At 71.7% G+C, this 17,727-nt stretch carries 16 protein-coding genes; 2 read left to right on the forward strand and 14 right to left on the reverse strand.

Translation table 11 applies throughout. From position 1 onward, the window contains the following. The 6 genes from NE236_RS19205 to NE236_RS19230 all read right to left on the reverse strand — a co-directional run. Nucleotides 1-365 (reverse strand): hypothetical protein (locus NE236_RS19205; RefSeq protein WP_252843401.1); only part of this gene is annotated, 365 nt, incomplete at its 3' end. A gap of 192 nt (nucleotides 366-557) precedes the next feature. Further along, complete coding sequence (locus NE236_RS19210; RefSeq protein WP_252843402.1) at nucleotides 558-2,723, reverse strand: FUSC family protein; 2,166 nt, start codon at nucleotides 2,721-2,723, stop codon at nucleotides 558-560. A gap of 149 nt (nucleotides 2,724-2,872) precedes the next feature. Further along, nucleotides 2,873-3,343, reverse strand: coding sequence for a SixA phosphatase family protein (locus NE236_RS19215; RefSeq protein WP_252843403.1), 471 nt, complete (start codon nucleotides 3,341-3,343; stop codon nucleotides 2,873-2,875). Between the two features lie 226 nt (nucleotides 3,344-3,569). After that, nucleotides 3,570-5,960, reverse strand: a complete 2,391-nt coding sequence (locus NE236_RS19220; RefSeq protein ID WP_252843404.1) for a sodium-translocating pyrophosphatase — start codon at nucleotides 5,958-5,960, stop codon at nucleotides 3,570-3,572. 375 nt (nucleotides 5,961-6,335) lie between these two features. Beyond that, nucleotides 6,336-6,767: an ATP-binding protein gene (locus tag NE236_RS19225; protein ID WP_252843405.1), complete on the reverse strand. Its 432-nt coding sequence runs from the start codon at nucleotides 6,765-6,767 to the stop codon at nucleotides 6,336-6,338. 7 nt (nucleotides 6,768-6,774) lie between these two features. Next, nucleotides 6,775-7,128, reverse strand: a complete 354-nt coding sequence (locus NE236_RS19230; protein WP_252843406.1) for an STAS domain-containing protein — start codon at nucleotides 7,126-7,128, stop codon at nucleotides 6,775-6,777. A 354-nt stretch (nucleotides 7,129-7,482) separates the two neighbouring features. Between NE236_RS19230 and sftH the strand changes: the two genes are divergently transcribed. Together sftH and NE236_RS19240 are read left to right on the forward strand one after the other, a co-directional pair. After that, on the forward strand, nucleotides 7,483-9,708 hold the full coding sequence (gene sftH / locus NE236_RS19235) for a DEAD/DEAH box helicase (protein ID WP_372494397.1): 2,226 nt from the start codon (nucleotides 7,483-7,485) through the stop codon (nucleotides 9,706-9,708). A 320-nt stretch (nucleotides 9,709-10,028) separates the two neighbouring features. Continuing rightward, the gene (locus NE236_RS19240) at nucleotides 10,029-10,442 is read left to right on the forward strand and encodes a hypothetical protein (protein WP_252843407.1); all 414 of its coding nucleotides are present in this window, start codon (nucleotides 10,029-10,031) and stop codon (nucleotides 10,440-10,442) included. 244 nt (nucleotides 10,443-10,686) lie between these two features. Here NE236_RS19240 and NE236_RS19245 read toward each other — a convergent pair whose 3' ends face one another. From NE236_RS19245 to NE236_RS19280, 8 genes are all read right to left on the reverse strand, one after another. Further along, nucleotides 10,687-11,904 (reverse strand): hypothetical protein, encoded by a 1,218-nt coding sequence (locus tag NE236_RS19245; RefSeq protein WP_252843408.1) that lies wholly within the window; start codon nucleotides 11,902-11,904, stop codon nucleotides 10,687-10,689. Between the two features lie 250 nt (nucleotides 11,905-12,154). Continuing rightward, nucleotides 12,155-12,574, reverse strand: coding sequence for an Rv3654c family TadE-like protein (locus tag NE236_RS19250; RefSeq protein ID WP_252843409.1), 420 nt, complete (start codon nucleotides 12,572-12,574; stop codon nucleotides 12,155-12,157). 242 nt (nucleotides 12,575-12,816) lie between these two features. After that, nucleotides 12,817-13,170 (reverse strand): TadE family type IV pilus minor pilin, encoded by a 354-nt coding sequence (locus tag NE236_RS19255; protein ID WP_252843410.1) that lies wholly within the window; start codon nucleotides 13,168-13,170, stop codon nucleotides 12,817-12,819. 335 nt (nucleotides 13,171-13,505) lie between these two features. Then, a complete protein-coding gene (locus NE236_RS19260) occupies nucleotides 13,506-13,700 on the reverse strand; it encodes a DUF4244 domain-containing protein (protein ID WP_252843411.1) in 195 nt (64 codons plus the stop codon). Between the two features lie 206 nt (nucleotides 13,701-13,906). Beyond that, complete coding sequence (locus tag NE236_RS19265) at nucleotides 13,907-14,536, reverse strand: GNAT family N-acetyltransferase (protein ID WP_252843412.1); 630 nt, start codon at nucleotides 14,534-14,536, stop codon at nucleotides 13,907-13,909. A gap of 87 nt (nucleotides 14,537-14,623) precedes the next feature. Next, nucleotides 14,624-15,439, reverse strand: a complete 816-nt coding sequence (locus tag NE236_RS19270; RefSeq protein WP_252843413.1) for a type II secretion system F family protein — start codon at nucleotides 15,437-15,439, stop codon at nucleotides 14,624-14,626. Between the two features lie 100 nt (nucleotides 15,440-15,539). Beyond that, nucleotides 15,540-16,277 (reverse strand): type II secretion system F family protein, encoded by a 738-nt coding sequence (locus tag NE236_RS19275; RefSeq protein ID WP_252843414.1) that lies wholly within the window; start codon nucleotides 16,275-16,277, stop codon nucleotides 15,540-15,542. Nucleotides 16,278-16,564: 287 nt separating this feature from the next. Next, nucleotides 16,565-17,719 carry a TadA family conjugal transfer-associated ATPase gene (locus NE236_RS19280; protein ID WP_252843415.1) on the reverse strand — a complete coding sequence of 385 codons (1,155 nt, stop codon included), beginning with the start codon at nucleotides 17,717-17,719 and terminating at the stop codon, nucleotides 16,565-16,567. Between the last annotated feature and the right edge of the window lie 8 nt (nucleotides 17,720-17,727).

The following is a 17,727-nucleotide window of genomic DNA, read 5'->3' on the forward strand; positions in this document are numbered from 1 at the left end:
CCGGTCCGCGCCACGTAGACCGGGCCGGCGTAGTACTTGAAGTTGCCGCTGTCACGGTCAGAACTGTCCTTGCCGATGAGGTAGACGTCGAGCCAGGTGGTCTTGCCGACGAGCGTGTCCAGCGGCTTGGTGATGGCGCACACCCGCGGGGCCGAATGCCGGGGGTCCTTCTGGTACCACCACACCTGCCCGACGGTCCGAGGCTTGTAGCCTTCCTTGCCGTACAAGGGCTTCTTGATGTCTACCTTGTGGCGTAGCGTGTAGCCGGCGCCGCAGGGGTTACTGGCGGCGCTCGCGCCTGTCGCCGTGGAGACCAGGGCACCGGCGGCGATGCCGGCGGCAGCCAGGGCCGCGACGGCCCTCATGCGGAGACCCAATGCTTTCACCTCTTGTCAACGCAGATGAGCGGGGAGGACGTCGGTGAACGCCGACTCCTTGAAGAGGCGGCTTGTTCCGAACCGTCCCCTTTTAGACGCAGCCCGAATGAGCATCGTTCCCACCAGTCACATCCGTACCGAAAACCGGCGAGCCGCCGGTGACCATTGGCCGGACAGGCCTCAGCCCGGGTTCTCGGGCTGGACGGTCCTCCGGAGGCGTTCGGCGTCGGAGGCGAGGCCGCGCAGCGCGTGCCGGGCGGCCGCGACCTGAACCAGCGAGCGTCGCAGCGTCGTGACGGCGTCCGTGCCGACGCCGCTGTCCAGCTCGGCACGGCGACGGCGCGTGAGCTCGGACAGGTGATGGTCGAACTCCTCCAGCAGATCGCTCAGCCGCAGCTCGGCGGCCGTGTTCTCGTCGCACAGCAGGGCGTCCGCGCCCTCGTCCAGGTGCTCGGCGACCCGTTCCAGGATGGCGGGCAGGGGGCCGGCGTCCGAGGGGTCCTCCTCATGGAGCGCGCCGAGGGCCTTGACGTCGTCCCGCACCCGCCGCGCCAGTGCGCCGACCTCGCGCAGCCGCCGGATGAGATCCTCCGGCGGCGCGGGTTCTCGGCCGAGGCTGAGGGCGGACTCCTCGACGTCCGTCGCCGCCGACGTGGCGTCCTCCATCCGGCGGCGGACGGAGGCCTCTTTGTCGCCATCGAAGCGCGCCGCGACGGCCCGCGCCAGCTGGGCATGGGAGCGGAGCAGCCGGGCCAGCCGGCCCGGCACGAGAGAGATCGTGCCCGCGGGCCACAACACGCGGGCGGAGACCAGGGCGAACGCCCCGCCCGCGATGGTGAGCCCGATCCGCCACCCGGCGGCGGACCAGCTCATCGGCTTCGAGTAGTCGACCAGCAGCATCATCATCGGGGTGGCGAAGGCCATCCAGTGAGCGTGGTTCACGGGCCGCACGGTGAAGCCCAGCGCCGCCCCGACGAAGATCAGGACGATCAGCGTGGTCTGCTGCGGCACGAGCGCCAGGATCAGCGCCGCCGCGATCGCTCCGATCGCCGTGCCGCCGATCCGCTTGACGACCCGCGTGACCGTGTCGCCGTACGAGTCGCGCAGGCAGACGACGGCGGAGATGGTCAGCCAGTGGCCGTGCGGCAGCCTCAGCCCGGTGACGAGCGCCATCGTGATCGCGATGCACACGCCCATCCGCGCCGCGTACCGGACGCCGGGCGACCGCGTGCGGAGCGCCTCCGTGAACCGCTCCCAGCCGCCCTGCGGCCGCTCTGGCAGGTGCGGCGTGTCGAAGCCGATCTTCAGGCCACGGGCGGTGACCTGCCGTGCGCCGTCGACGGTCGCCGCCATGCGCGACACCGACCGCCGGATCTGCACGATCAGCGCCGTGGCGACCAGGTCGCTCTGCCCGGCGAGCCAGTCCTGGCGCACCTCCTCGCTCACCCGGACGAACCGGTCGAGGGCGACCGGCTCATCGTCGCCGAGCGGTGTGCCCCCGCCAGTCTCGATCGCCTCGGCGACCAGCCGGATCCGGGCGGCCAGGGCGGCCACGGCGACGCGCCGCTCGCGCTGCCATTCTTCGGGGGGAGACGCGGTCCGCGCCGCGTCGAGCAGGGCGCGGAGCGCCACCGCCTCGTCCATCAATCGCGCGAACGCGTCGATCAGGCGCTTCGGGCGCTGCTCGTCGTCCCGCCCGCCCGACAGGTACAGCCCGTAGGTCGCGCGGGCCTTCCTGAGCGCCTCGTACGCCTGCCGCCGCTTCCGCGTCCACTCTTCACCGTCCGGCTCCGGCGCGGCCAGCACGTCGAGAGCCGCGGCCACCGGCCGGCCCGCCTCCGCCAGCGCCGTGCGCAGCGGCTGGAGGCGGTGGGTCACCAGCGGCACCACCATCAGCAGGGAGACGAACAGCCCGCCCAGCATCTCCATGAAGCCGTTCAACAGCACGGGGCTGCCAGGCGGGCGGACCGTGGCGACCACCGTGCACAGTGTCGCGGTCACGCCCATCCAGGGCACCGACGCCGCCAGCGCCGCCACGACCGGCACGACCGCCACGGCCAGCCAGCCGTGGCCGGACGCCAGGCCGCCCAGCATCGTGAAGCCCGTGACGACCGCCACCGCCACGAGCAGCGCCCGGGCCCGGGCGCCGTACGGGCCCTGAGGCGTCGTGTTGGCGACGAAGAACGCGCCGAGGGCCGCCACCCCGCCCTCGGCCGGATGACCGGTCACCGTACCGATGGTCAGCGGGACGCCCATGCCGATGGACGCCACGACGCCGTACACCGGCGACGCGCGTCCCTCGGACTCCGCGTACGTCTCTCGCAGCCAGGCCAGCGACGACCGCAACTGTGTCCCCTCTGTCCGAAAACCTCCGGCTCTACTACAGCACGATGCCGGGGCCCGCGCGGCCCCGGCATCGTCAGGCGGTCATGGCCGGAGCCGGGGTGACGCCAGCCTGCTTTCCCTCGTTTCCGAAAGAACGAGCCTCGCTCCTGTCAACGACCGCGAGGAGTCCAGTACGCGGCGAGGCGGCCGGCTCCCGGCCACAGGTCGGACCAGTCACCGTCAAACTCGATCACGGCCGTCGCCGAGGTGGGGAAACCCTCGCCCGGCCCCCCGGTGAGGTCGAACACCAGCCGCTGCATCGACGGGTTGTGGCCGACCAGCAGGAGCGTCTTCACGTCGTCGGCCTGGCCGCGCAGCAGGTCGAGGATGGCTCCGGGGTCGTTGTCGTACACCCGGTCCTCGAAGTCGACGGGGGCGTCGATCCGGAGCCCATCGAGGGTCTGCCGGGTGCGCAGGGCGGGCGAGCAGATCACCCGGTCGGGCACGCGGTCGGCCGCGCGGAGCTCGTCGCCGACCACCTGCGCGTCGCGCCGGCCGCGTGCGGCGAGCGGGCGCTCGACGTCGGGCACGCCCAGGGGGTGGTCGGCCTTGGCGTGCCGGAGCACGATCAACGTGGGCATCAGTGGTGCGGCGAGAAGATCACGGCGATCACCATGATCACCAGGACGATCGCGACCATGATGCCGACGAGGAGCGCGAATCCCTTCGCGCCGGACGGCTGGGACTTCTGCATGCCACCAGTCTGCCGCCTCTCCGCCGTGCCCCGACCACCCCCCCGTACGTGCGGAGAGGGCCGGACGGTGATCCGTCCGGCCCCCTCTGCCCTTCTTCACAGGGTGGCTGAGATCATGACGCCTTGGCCGGCTCGCTCTCCTCGTCCGTGGCGTCGGCACCGCCCGGCGTCTTCTCGCCGCTCTCGACGGCCGGCTCGCTCTCCCCGCCGATGGAGGAGGCCCGCCGCTTGGAGATGACGATCGCGCCGACGATGATGCCGACCGCGACCACGGTGACGCCGACCCGCAGGGCGGTGTTCGCGGCGTACGTGACGACAGCCTGGGCGATCAGCAGCGAGACGAGGTTCATCACCTTGATCAGCGGGTTGATCGCCGGGCCCGCGGTGTCCTTGAACGGGTCGCCGACCGTGTCCCCGATGATCGTCGCCTCGTGGGCCTGAGAGCCCTTGCCGCCGAGGTAGCCCTCTTCGACGAGTTTCTTGGCGTTGTCCCAGGCGCCACCGGAGTTGGCCAGGAACACCGCCATGAGCGCGCCGCAGGCGATCGCTCCCGCGAGGAACGCGCCGAGCGGCGCGTACCCGAGCGCGAACCCGACCGCGATCGGCGTCATGATCGCCAGCAGGCCGGGCGTGGCGAGCTCCCGCTGCGCGTCGGCGGTGCAGATGCTGACCACGCGGTCGTAGTCGGGCTTCTCGGTAAAGTCCATGATCCCCGGCTTGGTGCGGAACTGCTCGCGCACCTCGACCACGACCCGTCCTGCCGCGCGGCCGACCGCCATGATCGCCAGACCGGAGAACAGGAACACCACCGAGGCGCCGATGAGCAACCCGATCAACACGTTCGGGTTGTCGACGCCGAGGTTGAACGTCTGGAACGTCGGGCCCAGCGCCTTCTTCACACTGTCGCTCGCCCCGCTCAGCTCGCTCACGACCGTCGTACGGAACGAGCCGAACAGCGCGGTCGCGGCCAGCACGGCGGTGGCGATGGCGATGCCCTTGGTGATCGCCTTCGTGGTGTTGCCGACCGCGTCGAGGCGCTCCAGCACGCTCGCCGCCTCGCCCTCGACGTCGCCGGACATCTCCGCGATGCCCTGGGCGTTGTCGGAGACCGGGCCGAACGTGTCCATCGAGACGATCACGCCGACCGTCGTCAGCAGGCCCGTGCCGGCCAGCGCCACCGCGAACAGCGCGACGGTCGTGTTGTTGAAGCCGAGCAGGAACGCGCCGTACACGGCCGCGCCGATGATCAGCGCGGTGTAGACGGCCGACTCCAGGCCGAGCGAGATGCCCGACAGGATGACGGTCGCCGGGCCCGTACGGGCGCTCTCGGTGACGTCCTTGACCGGCCGGCGGTTCGTCTCGGTGAAGTACCCGGTGAGCAACTGGATGGCGCTGGCCAGCACGATGCCGACGAGTACGGCGCCGAGGGCGACCCAGCGCGGGTCGACGTCGGCGAGGTTCGCGTCGCCGCTGATCGAGGCGTTCGCGCCGTGGAGCTTGGCGAACGAGTCGGGGAGGTACAGGAACGTGGCCACGGCCACGGCGACCGCGGAGACGATCGCGGAGATGAAGAAGCCCCGGTTGATCGCGCTCATGCCCGAGCGGTCCTTGGCCCGCGGGGCGACCGCGAAGATACCGATCACCGCGGTGACCACGCCGAGCATCGGCACGATCAGCGGGAAGACCAGGCCCTCCGTACCGAACGCGACCCGGCCCAGGATGAGGGCCGCGACGAGCGTGACGGCGTACGACTCGAACAGGTCGGCGGCCATGCCGGCGCAGTCGCCGACGTTGTCGCCCACGTTGTCGGCGATCGTGGCGGCGTTGCGGGGGTCATCCTCGGGGATGCCCTGCTCGACCTTGCCGACGAGGTCCGCGCCGACGTCGGCCGCCTTGGTGAAGATGCCGCCGCCGACCCGCATGAACATCGCCAGCAGCGCCGCGCCGAATCCGAAGCCCTCGAGCACGCCCGGGGCCTTGCCCTTGTAGGCGAACACGACGACGGCGGCACCCAGCAGGCCGAGGCCGACGGTGAACATTCCGGCGACGCCGCCGGTGCGGAAGGCGATGCGCATCGCGATCTTCTCGCCGCTTTCGCGCGCCGCCGCCGCGACCCGGACATTGCCGCGCACGGCAAGCCACATGCCGGTGAATCCGGTGATGCCGGAGAACAGCGCGCCGATGACGAAGAATACCGATCTGCCGATCTTCACCCCGGTCGACTCCGCCGGAAGCAGGAGCAACAGGAATGGGATGAGGACCACGAAGATGCCCACCGTACGGAACTGGCGCTTGAGGTACGCCGACGCGCCCTCTTGCACCGCCCGCGCGATGTCCTGCATCTTCTCGGTGCCCTGGTCGGCGGCGAGTACCTCGCGCACCAGGACACCTGCGACGGCCAGCGCCAACAGGGCGATCACGCCGACAACGACCACCAGACTCAGGTCGCTGCCGCCGAGACTCACCTCCGCGCCGGCCTGGGCGGGCAGGGAAAGCCCAGACATGCATCCTCCTCGACAGCCGCGTTCGATCCGGTCGCCCGAGGGGTGACCGGCCACCGCCACGCGTCGGGCGGGGCAATGGTGCCGGGAGTCTACGCAGGCGTAGCCGGAATTAGAAGCCTGCTCGGTTGCTTAACGGTAATGCGACCGAGATGTGACACTCGCTGCACCTGAAATTAATCCTACGGCGCTAGCGGGATGCGTCTGCGCTGGTCAATCGCGACTTATGCGGCGATCCACATCTTGATCAAAAATCAGTCCATAAGCGGCGCACATGATTAGGACTGCGAAAACTGGGAAAAGTGTAGTGTCCGTATAAAGCAGAGGCCCCCGGGGTCGCGCCTCGCGCGACCCCGGGGGCGGGGAGCTCCGTGCCCGTCAGTCCTTCTTGACCGGCCAGCTCATCGTGATCTCGACACCGGCCGGCGTCGACGCGATGTCCACGTCGTCGGCCAGCCCCGCGATGACGGCGAACCCCAGATTGAGCTCGCCGTTCAGCTCCGCGAGGTCGACCGGCTCCGTGCCCCCGCCGCCTGTCGGATCGTCGTCGGGCACACAGTCGGTCACCACCACCTCGAACCGCTCCGCGCCGTCCCGCAGCTCCACCCGGACGGGCTCCTCCGGGCACTGCTGCCGATGGGCCTCCACCGCGCGGGAGCAGGCCTCACCGACCGCCAACCGCACCTCGTCGAGCAACGTCTCTTCCACCCCGCCACGCCGGGCGACGGCAGTCGCGATCAGCCGAGCGGTACGGACGTGAGCCGGCAAGGGGCTGAACGTGAGCTCGACGGTGGCTGTCTCGGGCGCCATCCCGGCCCTACTTCTGCTTCTTGCGGTGCTCTCGCGCGTCGTCGACCGAGTCGAAGATGCCGAAGACCTTGGTCAGGCCGGTGATCCGGAAAATCTTCAGGATGCGCTCCTGCGTGCAGACGAGCTCCAGCGAGCCGTCGTGCGCCCGTACCCGCTTGAGCCCGCCGACCAGCACCCCGAGGCCGGTGGAGTCGAGGAACTCGACCTTCTCCATGTCGACCAGGAGGTGGTACTTGCCCTTGTTCACAAGGTCGATGAGCTTCTCGCGGAGTTTCGGCGCGGTGTAGACATCGATCTCTCCCTCCACGTTGATGACGGTGAGGTCATCGTCGGTGGTGTAGTCGTTCACCTTCAGGTCCACAGATCCTCCTGCGCCGTGCCGCGTATGGAAGTCGGGGCCATGGCACCCCGCCGTGATTCAACCACGCTCCGCCATCGTGTCTACACGAAATCACCACACAGGGCGACCCTGCCCAGCGTGCTGCGCCTCGTGCGAGCAGGGGGTAGCACGGATGACGGTCAAACCGTTCTGCCCAGGATGCCAGACTGGAAACCTCCGCATGGCGAACCGCTTTCCATCGAAGGGGTGACGCAGGCCATAGAAACCGACTCCGGCTTCCCCTGCGACGACGGCGCCCCGCCGGCCGGTGGCCCGAGCGGACGCGCCCCCCTCATCCTGCGCCGCCTGCTCGACGATCCCCGCCGCCGCGGCCGTATCACCCACGTCCAGGACGTTCCCGCAGGCGACGGCCGCACCGCCGACTGGCCCGACTGGGCGCCGTCCCTCCTGGTCGACCGGCTACGCCTGGCCGGCATCGACCGGCCCTGGGAGCACCAGGCAAAGGCGGCCGAGCTCGCACACGCGGGCAGGTCTGTGATCATCGCCACGGGCACCGCCTCGGGCAAGTCCCTGGCCTACCTCATGCCCGCCCTCCACGCCGTGTTCGACGGCGGCTCGGTGCTCTACCTCGCGCCGACCAAGGCCCTGGCCGCCGACCAGCTCCGCTCGCTGCGCGGCCTCAAACTCGCCCGGCTGCGCGCCGCGACGTTCGACGGCGACACCCCGGCCGACGAGCGCACCTGGGTCCGCCAGTACGCCGACTACATCCTCACCAACCCCGACATGCTGCACCGCACGGTGCTGCCCGGCCACGCGCGCTGGGCGCCGTACCTGCGACGGCTCCGCTACGTCATCGTCGACGAGGCCCACGGCTACCGCGGTGTGTTCGGCTCCCACGTCGCCCACGTGCTCCGCCGCCTGCGGCGCGTCTGCGCCCGGTACGGCGCCGAGCCGGTGTTCGTCCTCGCGTCGGCCACCGCCTCCGAACCCGGCGTTTCGGCGTCCCGGCTCACCGGCGTCGACGTGGCGGAGGTGTCCGAGGACACCTCACCGCGCGGCGCGACGTCCTTCGCGCTGTGGGAGCCGCCCCTGACCGAGCTGCGCGGCGAGCACGGCGCCCCCGTACGCCGCACGGCCACCGCCGAGGCCGCCGACCTGCTCGCCGACCTCGTCGTCGAGGACGTGCAGACCCTGGCGTTCGTACGCTCGCGACGCGGCGCGGAGTCGGTCGCACTCGGCGCCAAACGGGCCCTCGCCGAGGTCGCGCCGGAGCTGCCCGCCCGCGTCGCCGCCTACCGCGCCGGATACCTGCCCGAGGAGCGGCGCGCCCTGGAGAAGGCACTGCGGTCCCGGAACCTGATCGGGCTCGCCTCCACCAACGCGCTCGAGCTCGGCGTCGACGTCTCCGGCCTCGACTCGGTGATCATCTGCGGCTGGCCCGGCACGCGCGCGTCCCTGTGGCAGCAGGCCGGCCGCGCGGGCCGCTCCGGGCAGGACGCCCTCGCCGTCCTCATCGCCCGCGACGACCCCCTCGACACCTACCTCGTGCACCACCCGTCAGCGATCTTCGGGACGCCCGTCGAGGCGACCGTCCTCGACCCGGACAACCCGTACGTCCTCGCCCCGCACCTGTGCGCCGCGGCCTCCGAGCTCCCGCTCACCGAGAAGGACCTGCCGCTGTTCGGACCGTCGACCAAGGAGCTCCTGCCCGATCTCGTACGCCGGGGAATGCTCCGGCACCGGCCCACCGGCTGGTACTGGACGAAGCGTGAGCGCGCCACCGACCTCGCCGACATCCGCGGCGCCGGCGGGCCCCCCGTCCAGGTCGTCGAGGCCGCCACCGGACGCCTGCTCGGCACCGTCGACGAGCCGTCCGCCCACACCACCGTCCACCAGGGCGCCGTCTACCTCCACCAGGGCGAGTCGTACGTCGTCCAGACCCTCGACCTGGACGACTCGGTGGCGCTGGTCGAGGCCGCCGACCCCGACTACACCACGACCGCACGCGACGTCACCGACATCTCCATCCTGGAGACCCTCCGATCGACGTCCTGGGGCGAGGCGACCCTGTGCTTCGGCACCGTCGAGGTCACCCAGCAGGTCGTCTCGTACCAGATGCGCCGCCTCGCGAGCGGCGAGGTCCTCGGCGAGCGCCCGCTCGAGCTCCCGCCCCGCACGCTTCGCACCCGCGCGGTCTGGTGGACACTGCCCGACGAGGCCCTCCGCGTCCTAGGCGACGCCGACGTCGGCGGCTCCGCGCACGCCGCCGAACACGCCTCCATCGGCCTGCTGCCGCTGTTCGCGACCTGCGACCGCTGGGACATCGGCGGCGTCTCCACCGCACTCCACCCGGACACCGGCCGGATGACGGTCTTCGTGTACGACGGCCACGACGGCGGAGCGGGCTTCGCCGAGCGCGGCTACGAACAGGCCGGGCGCTGGCTACGCTCCACCCGCGAGGCCATCGCCGACTGCGAGTGCGAACACGGCTGCCCCTCCTGCATCCAGTCACCGAAGTGCGGCAACGGGAACGATCCACTCGACAAGCAGGGGGCGCTCGACCTGCTCGACGCCCTGTTGAAGCAGGCACCCCCACGCTGAGGCCGCCACCCGAGGGGTCCCCCGGTCGGCCACACGACCCGGCGGCGTACGAAACGCTCGGGGAAGCCGCCGAGTGATGGCCGGTTCCGCCCTTTTCGCGGCGAGCCTCACGTCCGTCCGGCAGCGATCACCCGAGCCATCCGCACGCCACACGGACCCGTTCGGGAGTCGATCGGCTCGGCTCCCGGCAGCCCGTGATGCGTGCGGGCCTGTTGAAACCCGGCGACTTCCCGCTAACTTGGCCAATTCGATATATAACAGGCGGCGATCGGCGGAAGTCGTGGCTCGCGCTCCAATGCCATGGGAGAGGAGACGTTTCGATGGTCATCCTGGGAATCGTGCTGGCCGCCGTAGCCGTGGGGGTGGGCATCGGCATCATCGCCGAGAATTCGTCGCCCGCCTCGATCGACGTCTTCGGCCAGCATCTGCCCGGTGTCCAGACCGAAGGACAGGTCTTCGCCGCGGGCGTCCTCGTGGCGTTCGTCTTCCTGCTCGGTCTGGCGCTGTCCGCCCTGACGATGAGCCGCGCTCTGCGAACACGCCGCGAGCTCCGCGACCTGCGGGAGGAGCACCACGAGTCGATCAACACGCTGGAGATGGAGAAGCAGCGTCTGCAGCGCGAGCTGGCCCGCGCCCGCAGCACCACGGCCACCCCGATGACGGCGAACGATGTCCCCGTCGCCGGTCGGCCGGCGCCCGACCCGGTCTCCTCGTTCTTCGATCGCGCCGACTGACCGCCCCGCCCGGTGATCCCCATCGGATGATCGCCTGGCTCGACGCGGACCCGCCGGCAGGGCCGACTCAGCACCGCTCCGGCCTCGACCGCCGCTCTCCGCACGGCCGGGACACGGAATGGGCCGGCCGGCAGACGGTCGCGCGAAGGCGTCCAGCAGGTCGTCCGCGTCGTGAACGTAGTCGTCCGCGTCGTGAAGAAGCAGGTCGTGGGCGTAGGCGTGATGCTCGCCTGGATCGAGCCCGTCAGCCCCGCCGACGGCGCCCGCGGTAGCCACGGCGGGCGGGAGAGGCCTCCGTGTCCGCAGCGGCGGACGAGGACTTCTCAGTCGCGGCTCCGGCGGCAGAGGTCTCTCCTGCCTTCCCGCCGTCCGCCGAGACCACGGTGCCGTCCGCGATCCGGCGCGGGCCCGTCTCGGACTCCGCCGCCGGAGCACCAACGCCCGAATCACCGGGCTCGGCGGCGATGCCGTCCTCGGCGGCGCCGATAGCGCTCGTCCCCGCAGCCGCGGCACCGGCGGCGCCGGAGCCGTCCGCCCCGGCAGCCGTGGCGCTCTCTGCGGCACCGGACACGCCGGTCACCGCGGTGGCGGACTCCGTGACCGGGGCCCTTCTACGGCGCCGCCCGGCGGTCGTCGTCGCGCCGCCTGCGGGCCTTCCCCCGGCCGGGCCACGGGAGCCGGCTCCGGTCCGACCGGTGCGGGCCTCCGCCGCGAGCCGCTGCCGGCGGGACCACATGCCGAAATGCCCCGACAGCAGCAGGAGCACCAGCGCGGCCGCGATGCTCTGGCCCCACTTGATCGGAGTGGTCGCGGAGACGTCGTCCGCCCGCACCTGCTTGGCGGCCGGCGCGGCGATCTGCGGATCCGGAGTGGGGTACTGGAATCCGACGCCGGAGCCGCCCGGCGCCAACGACGGCAGGCTGAACGGCGAGTTGTTGTTCAGCGACTGCGCGCCCGGGACGCCGCCGGTGCCGGTGCTACCCGGCAGGGGTGGAGCCGACCCCGGAACGGTCGTGTCCCCGCCCGACTTGGGAGTCTTGCTGGGCGTCTTGTGGTGCGTCGGTTTCGGCTTCGGCGACGTCGACCGCGCGTTGACCGAGAACCCGCTCGTGTCGTACGTACAGGTGGTGAGGTTGCCGACCACGGCCAGCGTGAAGTATCCGGACTGGGAGACCGCGACGTCACCCGAGATCACGCCGTCGGAGACGCTCGCCCCCACCTGCCGGCTGAGGCCCGGCCCGGAGACCTGGAGGTGTGCCTTGGCCAGCATGCCGCTGACCGTCGCGCTCACGTGGACGGTGGAACCCGCTGTGATCGATCCGGAGGGAGGCGTGATGGTCGCGTGCGCGAACGGCCAGCAGGTGCTCTCGGCGTTCGCGGAGCCGCTCGTGCCGACGGCGATGGCGGCTGCGGTCAGCGGAGCCATCAGGGCGACTGCGGCGGCCTTGCCGACCTTCCTCACGACGCCGTCCCTTCGTCGATAACTCTTCGTCGCACCGGCCGGTGAGTACCGGCGGCGACGCTGAACCCTTGATCGCAAACGACCGGGCGAGGAAACGCCTCTCGGCCGTTCCGAGTGACTGTAGGGCTTTCTGGGGCCGATGATGGTAATTGTTCGAAGCAGCTTATCGGACACTATCTCCAATAGAGTCACAGATCCATACCAATGCCCCACTCTGGGTGGGACGGAAGTGCGGATCCGTGCGCCGGGTTCAACGAGCGGAAGGCCCGCGGGTGACGCCCGGCGCCGGGAAAGCGGGGAAGGGCACCGGGTCGTCATCCACTGGCCCGGCACGTGCCCGGGCGGTGGCGGTCAACGTGCCGAATCGCGGCAGAGCGCCGGCGCGGGATGTGACGATGACATCCGCGATCCGGCCGTGGAACGCGCACCGGCGGACCCGTGCGTCGGAGTCGCGGGCGACCCGTGCGGCCAGCCGGCACGCGCGCCCCGACCCTTCGGCCACGTGCGCCGCCGCGGCGAGGGCCGCGAGATCGGCGGCGGCGTGCGCCCGATGCCGTGCGACGCGCGCCGCACCCACCCCCATCGCCATGACGGCCACCGTCCAGACGGCGCCGATCAACGCGACGACCCACACGGTGCCCGACCCCCGATCGCCGAAGCGGGTTTTCACCTAGTCCTCCGAAGGATGCCCCGGCCCTCAGACCGGGAAGGAACCCGCGCTCCGCCAGGAACGGCCCGGACAGCTGTGCTCGTCGTCCCCGGCCGCCGACCCCTTACCGTCACCTCTCGGTCTCCTCTTCGCTCCGCCTCTTTGCCAGTACACGCAGGGGCTCGCTCCGCCTCTTGCCAGTGCGCGTAGAGGCCCGCTCCGCCTTTTTGTCAATGCGCGGAGGCGGTGCCCTCATGGGTCGGTCAACGGCGAGCCGGCAGCGTCTGGGCATTCCCCTCCGGCTCGGTGGCGGCGACGGCTTGGTCCCGCAGCCGCAGCGGCGGGAACAGGCTTCGTATCGGAGAGCTGACCGTGGCTCGTACGACCACACGGGTGAACCGCGGGTCGCGGCGGATCCAGACGCTCGCGCCCGGAGGGGCCGCGCGACGCGCGGCGGCGCGGACCGCTGCCAGAGGCTCGCCTCTGGCGGCGGCGCGGGCGCCTGCTCGCGCGGCGTCCACACAGGCGACCTGAGCCGCTGCGGCGCTCACGCCCCAGATCGCGGTCGCGAACAGCAGAACGAGCGCGGGAAAGGCGACCGCTGTCTCCACGGTCACCGACCCTCGATCGCCGCCCGGCCGCACGTCGTCGGGTGGTCCTGACAGGCGCCTTGCCGGAGCGACCGCCCGCCCCGCCGAAGCGGTCACGCACCCCGCCAGAGCGGTCACGCACCCCGCCGAAGCGACCGCGCACCCTGCCCGGCCGGTCACGCACCCTGCCGGAGCGACCTCACACCCCGCCGAAGCGGTCGCGCACCCTGCCGGGGCGATGAGGGACGCCCGGCACGGACTCGACGTGCCGGTCACCGCCCGCGGCCGCATCAGGCGCGGAATACATCGGCGAGACGCCCGAGCCGGGCGCCTCACTGGTCGCCGCTTCGCTCGGCGGTCCGTCAACCGACGAGGTTGAGCGCCCGATGAATGATCATTAAAAGCATTCGCCGGACCTCGGGACTCGTCACGATCTTGAACAACAGACCGGCGAACGCGGCGGCCGCCACGGTGCCCACGGCGTATTCGGCGGTGGACATGCCCTCGTCACCCCTGCGGTCCCGCCACCGGCATTTCAGAGCGGAAACGATGTGCATGTGAACCTCCTGATCGGATGACGGACGCGAGCACGTCCTCTAATCAGGGTTGTCCAAGCCGCCGGCACCGACCATGCCCGAACGCCATTCTGTGGAAAACCAAGCGGCTGGCTGCACCGGGGACCCACGAAAGCCGCCATCGTCCGCCCCGACGGCACTGTTCTGCGCACCGGCCGCAGGATTCCGGCGCCACCGGCTGATCGGGCTCAGCGTTCGGGCAGGGTGGGATGGGGATCGGTGGGGGCTATGTCGATCATGGTGTTGGTGATGGCCCACCGTTCGTGATCCCGCCAGGCACCGTCGATGAACAGGAGTTCGGGTGAGCAGCCCTCGTGGCGAAAGCCGACTCGTCGCACCAGCCGGATGGACGCATCGTTGCCGGGCTGGATCTGGGCTTCGAGCCGGTGGAGCCGCAACTGCTCGAAGGCATGGCGCACCACCAGTTCGAGTCCTTCGGTCAGATAGCCCTGACCGGCGGTGGGGGCGAAAGCCGCGTAGGCGAGGGAGCCGGATTGGAAACGCCCGCGGATGATGCTGTTGATGTTGACCATGCCGGCGACGGCTCCGGTGCTCCGCACACAGATCAGCAACGACTCCTCATTGGGCTGCTCGTACCGGCTGAGGTAGGCCTGGAAGTCCTGCGGAGTGGAAGGCAGGGACATCCACGGGCGGTGCAGGTCCTTGCTGGCGCTCACCAGATCAAGGAACTCACTCTGATCACGGCCGGCGAGCGGGCGCAGGGTCACTCTGCCGGAACCATCCGGCCGATCGGCCGGGAAAGCATCGATCGCCACATCGCTCTGCCCCACCACCTGGGCTCTGTCGTTCTCGACCATGGAGCGCACGGTATCGGGCGCCTGCCGCAAAGATCTTCCTCCGTAGCCCGTCCATTGGGGGCGAAACGCATCAGAACGCGGCTGCGGTCAGGGCAGGAGCACGGTGGCGGCGATACCGGCGACCGCCGGGACGATGCCCAGCAGGACGAACGCCGGTAGGAAGCACAGCCCGAGCGGCGCGACGGCTCGTACGCCGGCGGCCCTCGCTCGCGTGGACGCGGCGACCCGGGCCACTCGTCGCTGATCTCTGGCCAGACGAGCGAGGGTGGCGGCAAGCGGTGCCCCACCGGACGCGGCACGGGCCGCTGCGCGGCCCAAGGGTGCCAGGACGGGGTCGTACGCGAGCGCGAGCCACTCCGCGGCGGGGTCCGCACCGAGCCGGATACGGGCCGCCACACGCGCCAGCTCGGCACCGAGCGGCCCGCCGACAGCACCGGCCACGGCCTCGACCGACTCGTGCCACGCGCCACCTCCCCGGAGACACGCCGCCAGCAGGTCGATGGCGATCGGCAGCTCGGCGACGACACGGGCCCGACGAAGGCGAGCCGCCCGTGGCTCCAGCCGCGCGAGGAAACGCATGAGCCCGACCGCCACCAGAACGCCGGCCGCCCAGCCCACCGGGCCGCCGAGCACCATGGCGCAGACGAGACCGGCCAGCAGGCCGGCCACCGGCCGAAGCCGGTCGTCTCTCCGGCCCTCCGATGGCCCTGAGCGCCTTTCGGCCACCCCCGAACCACCCGCCAGGCCTGAGCCGCCATCGGAACCGCCTGACCGCGTGCGGATCACCGCGGAGCGGTGCTCGTCGGGCAACAGCCTGCCGAGTCGCTTACCCGCATCGTCGCGCGAGACGGCGATGAGTCCGGCGAGTCCCGCGCAGCCGATGGCGCTCAGCTCGAGGAACACCGACGGTCCCTCCGGGCGACCGGATGCGCTCGACGACGCTCCTCGACGAACCTCAGCGGCGTCACCGGAGCTCCTCGCGCCGGGCCGGACTTCAGAGGCGTCACCGGAGCTCCTCGGCGGCGGTGGCCAGTCGCCTGGTCCACCACACCCCGAGAACGTCGAGACCGGTGCCGAGCCCGAGGCACAGCCCGCCCGGGAGCGTGCCGAACAGGAAGGCGAACGGCCGCGCGCCCAGTGCGACGGCCATGAGCAGGCCGAGAACGGGCAGCCCGGCGAGCAGCCGCGCCGTCGCGCGCGGACCGGCGAGCTGGAGGGCGACCTCCTCACGGTGCGTCTGCTCGTCACGAAGCGCCTCGGCCAGCCCCTCGATGACGGAGGCGAGCATGCCGCCCCGGTCGATCCCGATGCGCCAGCATCCGGCGAGCAGACGGAGCCCTTCGCAGCCCGGGGCCGTGGCCGCCCGTTCGAGGCACGCGGCGACGTCGTCGCCCGACCGCGCGGCGTCCATGACGGAAGCGATCCGGGGAAGAGCCGACAGCCCCTCGGCCGCTCCGGTCAGCGCGGCGCCGGGCGGCCGGCCGCCGGCCAGCTCGGCCGCGATCCCGTCGCACAGCTCGACGATCGCCGCCCGGCGCGCCGTGACGTCTCGTCGCCCGCCGGAGAGCAGGTCGCGTGCGCGGAGAAGCCGGTCGGCGAGGCGGTGGGCGGTTGCCCGCTCGGCGGCCTCCCCGGCCGACCGCGTCGGCATGATCGAGGTCAGCCGGAGCATGGCCGGCGGGGGCAACGACGCGGCCCAGACTCCCGCGAACACGCAAACCACGGCCAGCAGCGCGATCACGACGCCGGACCCCCGCGTCGTACGGCCGGCAGCGCGATCGCGACACCCGGACTCCCCGGTCGTGCGGCCGGCAGCGCCATCATGAGGCCGGACTTTCGAATCGTGCGGCCGGACCACGTCTTCACCGTCACGCTCGACGCCGAGTTGCGCGCACCGGCAGCGTCATTACGACGGCGGATCCCGGAGTCGTACGGCCGACAGCGCATCACGACGGCGGACCCCCGAGTCGTACGGCAGGCGGTGCGATCACGACGGCGGACTCCCGAGTCGTGCGGCCGACAGCGCGATCACGACGTCGGGCCCTCGAGACGTGCGGCCAGCGTCGCTGCGCCCGGACCTTCACGGATCGCCCCCTCGGCCCCGTAGGACACGGCCGGGGCCACCTCCACCAGGCCGTCGGGCCGCCGTTGGAACACGCAGATCTCCGCGACCTTGCGCCGCCCGCCGGGCGCCTCGCGGACGAGGTGCACGACGACGTCGAGGGCCGCGGCGAGCTGGCTGTGGACGGCCTCCCGGCTCAGCCCGGCCGCGCACCCGAGGGCCTCCAGTCGGGCCGGCACGTCGGCGGGTGCGTTGGCGTGCAGGGTGGCGCAGCCGCCCTCGTGCCCCGTGTTGAGCGCGGCGAGCAAGGCGACGACCTCCGCGCCGCGGACCTCGCCGACGACGAGGCGGTCGGGCCGCATCCGAAGGGCCTGGCGGACGAGGTCGTGAAGGGTCACCCCGCCCACGCCCTCGATGTTCGGCGGGCGGGTCTCCAGGCCGATGACGTGCGGGTGCGCGGGTCGCAGCTCCGCGGAGTCCTCCACGAGAACGATGCGCTCGCCCGGGTCGGCCAGTGACAGCAATGCCGACAAAACCGTCGTCTTGCCGGTGCCCGTACCCCCGGTGACGAGGAAGGCAAGCCGGGCGGCGACCAGGGCGTCCATCAGGTCGGCTCCCTCCGGGGGCAGGGTGCCGGCCGCGACCAGTTCGGAGAGCGTGAAGGCCCGGTGGCGCGGCAGGCGCAGCGACAGGGCGGTGCCCCCGGACGCGATCGGCGGCAGCACCGCGTGCAGGCGGACGCCTCCGGGCAGCCGCGCGTCGGCGTAGGGCGCGGTGTCGTCGAGTCGGCGACCGGCCGCGGCGGCGAGCCGCTGGGCCAGCCGCCGCACCGCGGATTCGTCCGGGAACCGCACGCGGGTCAGCCGCAGGCCGGTGTCCGTGTCGACCCAGATCTCGCCGGGGCCGTTGACGAGGACATCGGTCACCCCGGGATCCCGGAGGAGGGGCTCGAGCGGCCCGGCTCCCACCAGGTCGGCCCGGACCTCGTCGGCCAGGGACAGCACCTCGGTGTCGCCGAGCACGGGCTCCTCGGCTCGCAACGCCGCCGCCACCTGCGCGGCAGTGGGAGCCGCGCCCGTACCGACGAGCCGGCCGCGGACCGCCTCGGTCAGATCGCTCATGACGACCT

Origin of the sequence: Actinoallomurus purpureus (assembly GCF_024055795.1) — a bacterium.
In the GTDB taxonomy this organism is placed as follows: Bacteria; Actinomycetota; Actinomycetes; order Streptosporangiales; family Streptosporangiaceae; genus Actinoallomurus; species Actinoallomurus purpureus.

Coding starts and splice junctions, on each gene's coding strand:
- NE236_RS19215 (WP_252843403.1), bottom strand. CDS start 3,343: ATGCCCACGTTGATCGTGCTCCGGCACGCCAAGGCCGACCACCCCCTG.
- NE236_RS19220 (WP_252843404.1), bottom strand. CDS start 5,960: ATGTCTGGGCTTTCCCTGCCCGCCCAGGCCGGCGCGGAGGTGAGTCTC.
- NE236_RS19225 (WP_252843405.1), bottom strand. CDS start 6,767: ATGGCGCCCGAGACAGCCACCGTCGAGCTCACGTTCAGCCCCTTGCCG.
- NE236_RS19240 (WP_252843407.1), top strand. CDS start 10,029: ATGGTCATCCTGGGAATCGTGCTGGCCGCCGTAGCCGTGGGGGTGGGC.
- NE236_RS19260 (WP_252843411.1), bottom strand. CDS start 13,700: ATGCACATCGTTTCCGCTCTGAAATGCCGGTGGCGGGACCGCAGGGGT.
- NE236_RS19265 (WP_252843412.1), bottom strand. CDS start 14,536: ATGGTCGAGAACGACAGAGCCCAGGTGGTGGGGCAGAGCGATGTGGCG.
- NE236_RS19280 (WP_252843415.1), bottom strand. CDS start 17,719: ATGAGCGATCTGACCGAGGCGGTCCGCGGCCGGCTCGTCGGTACGGGC.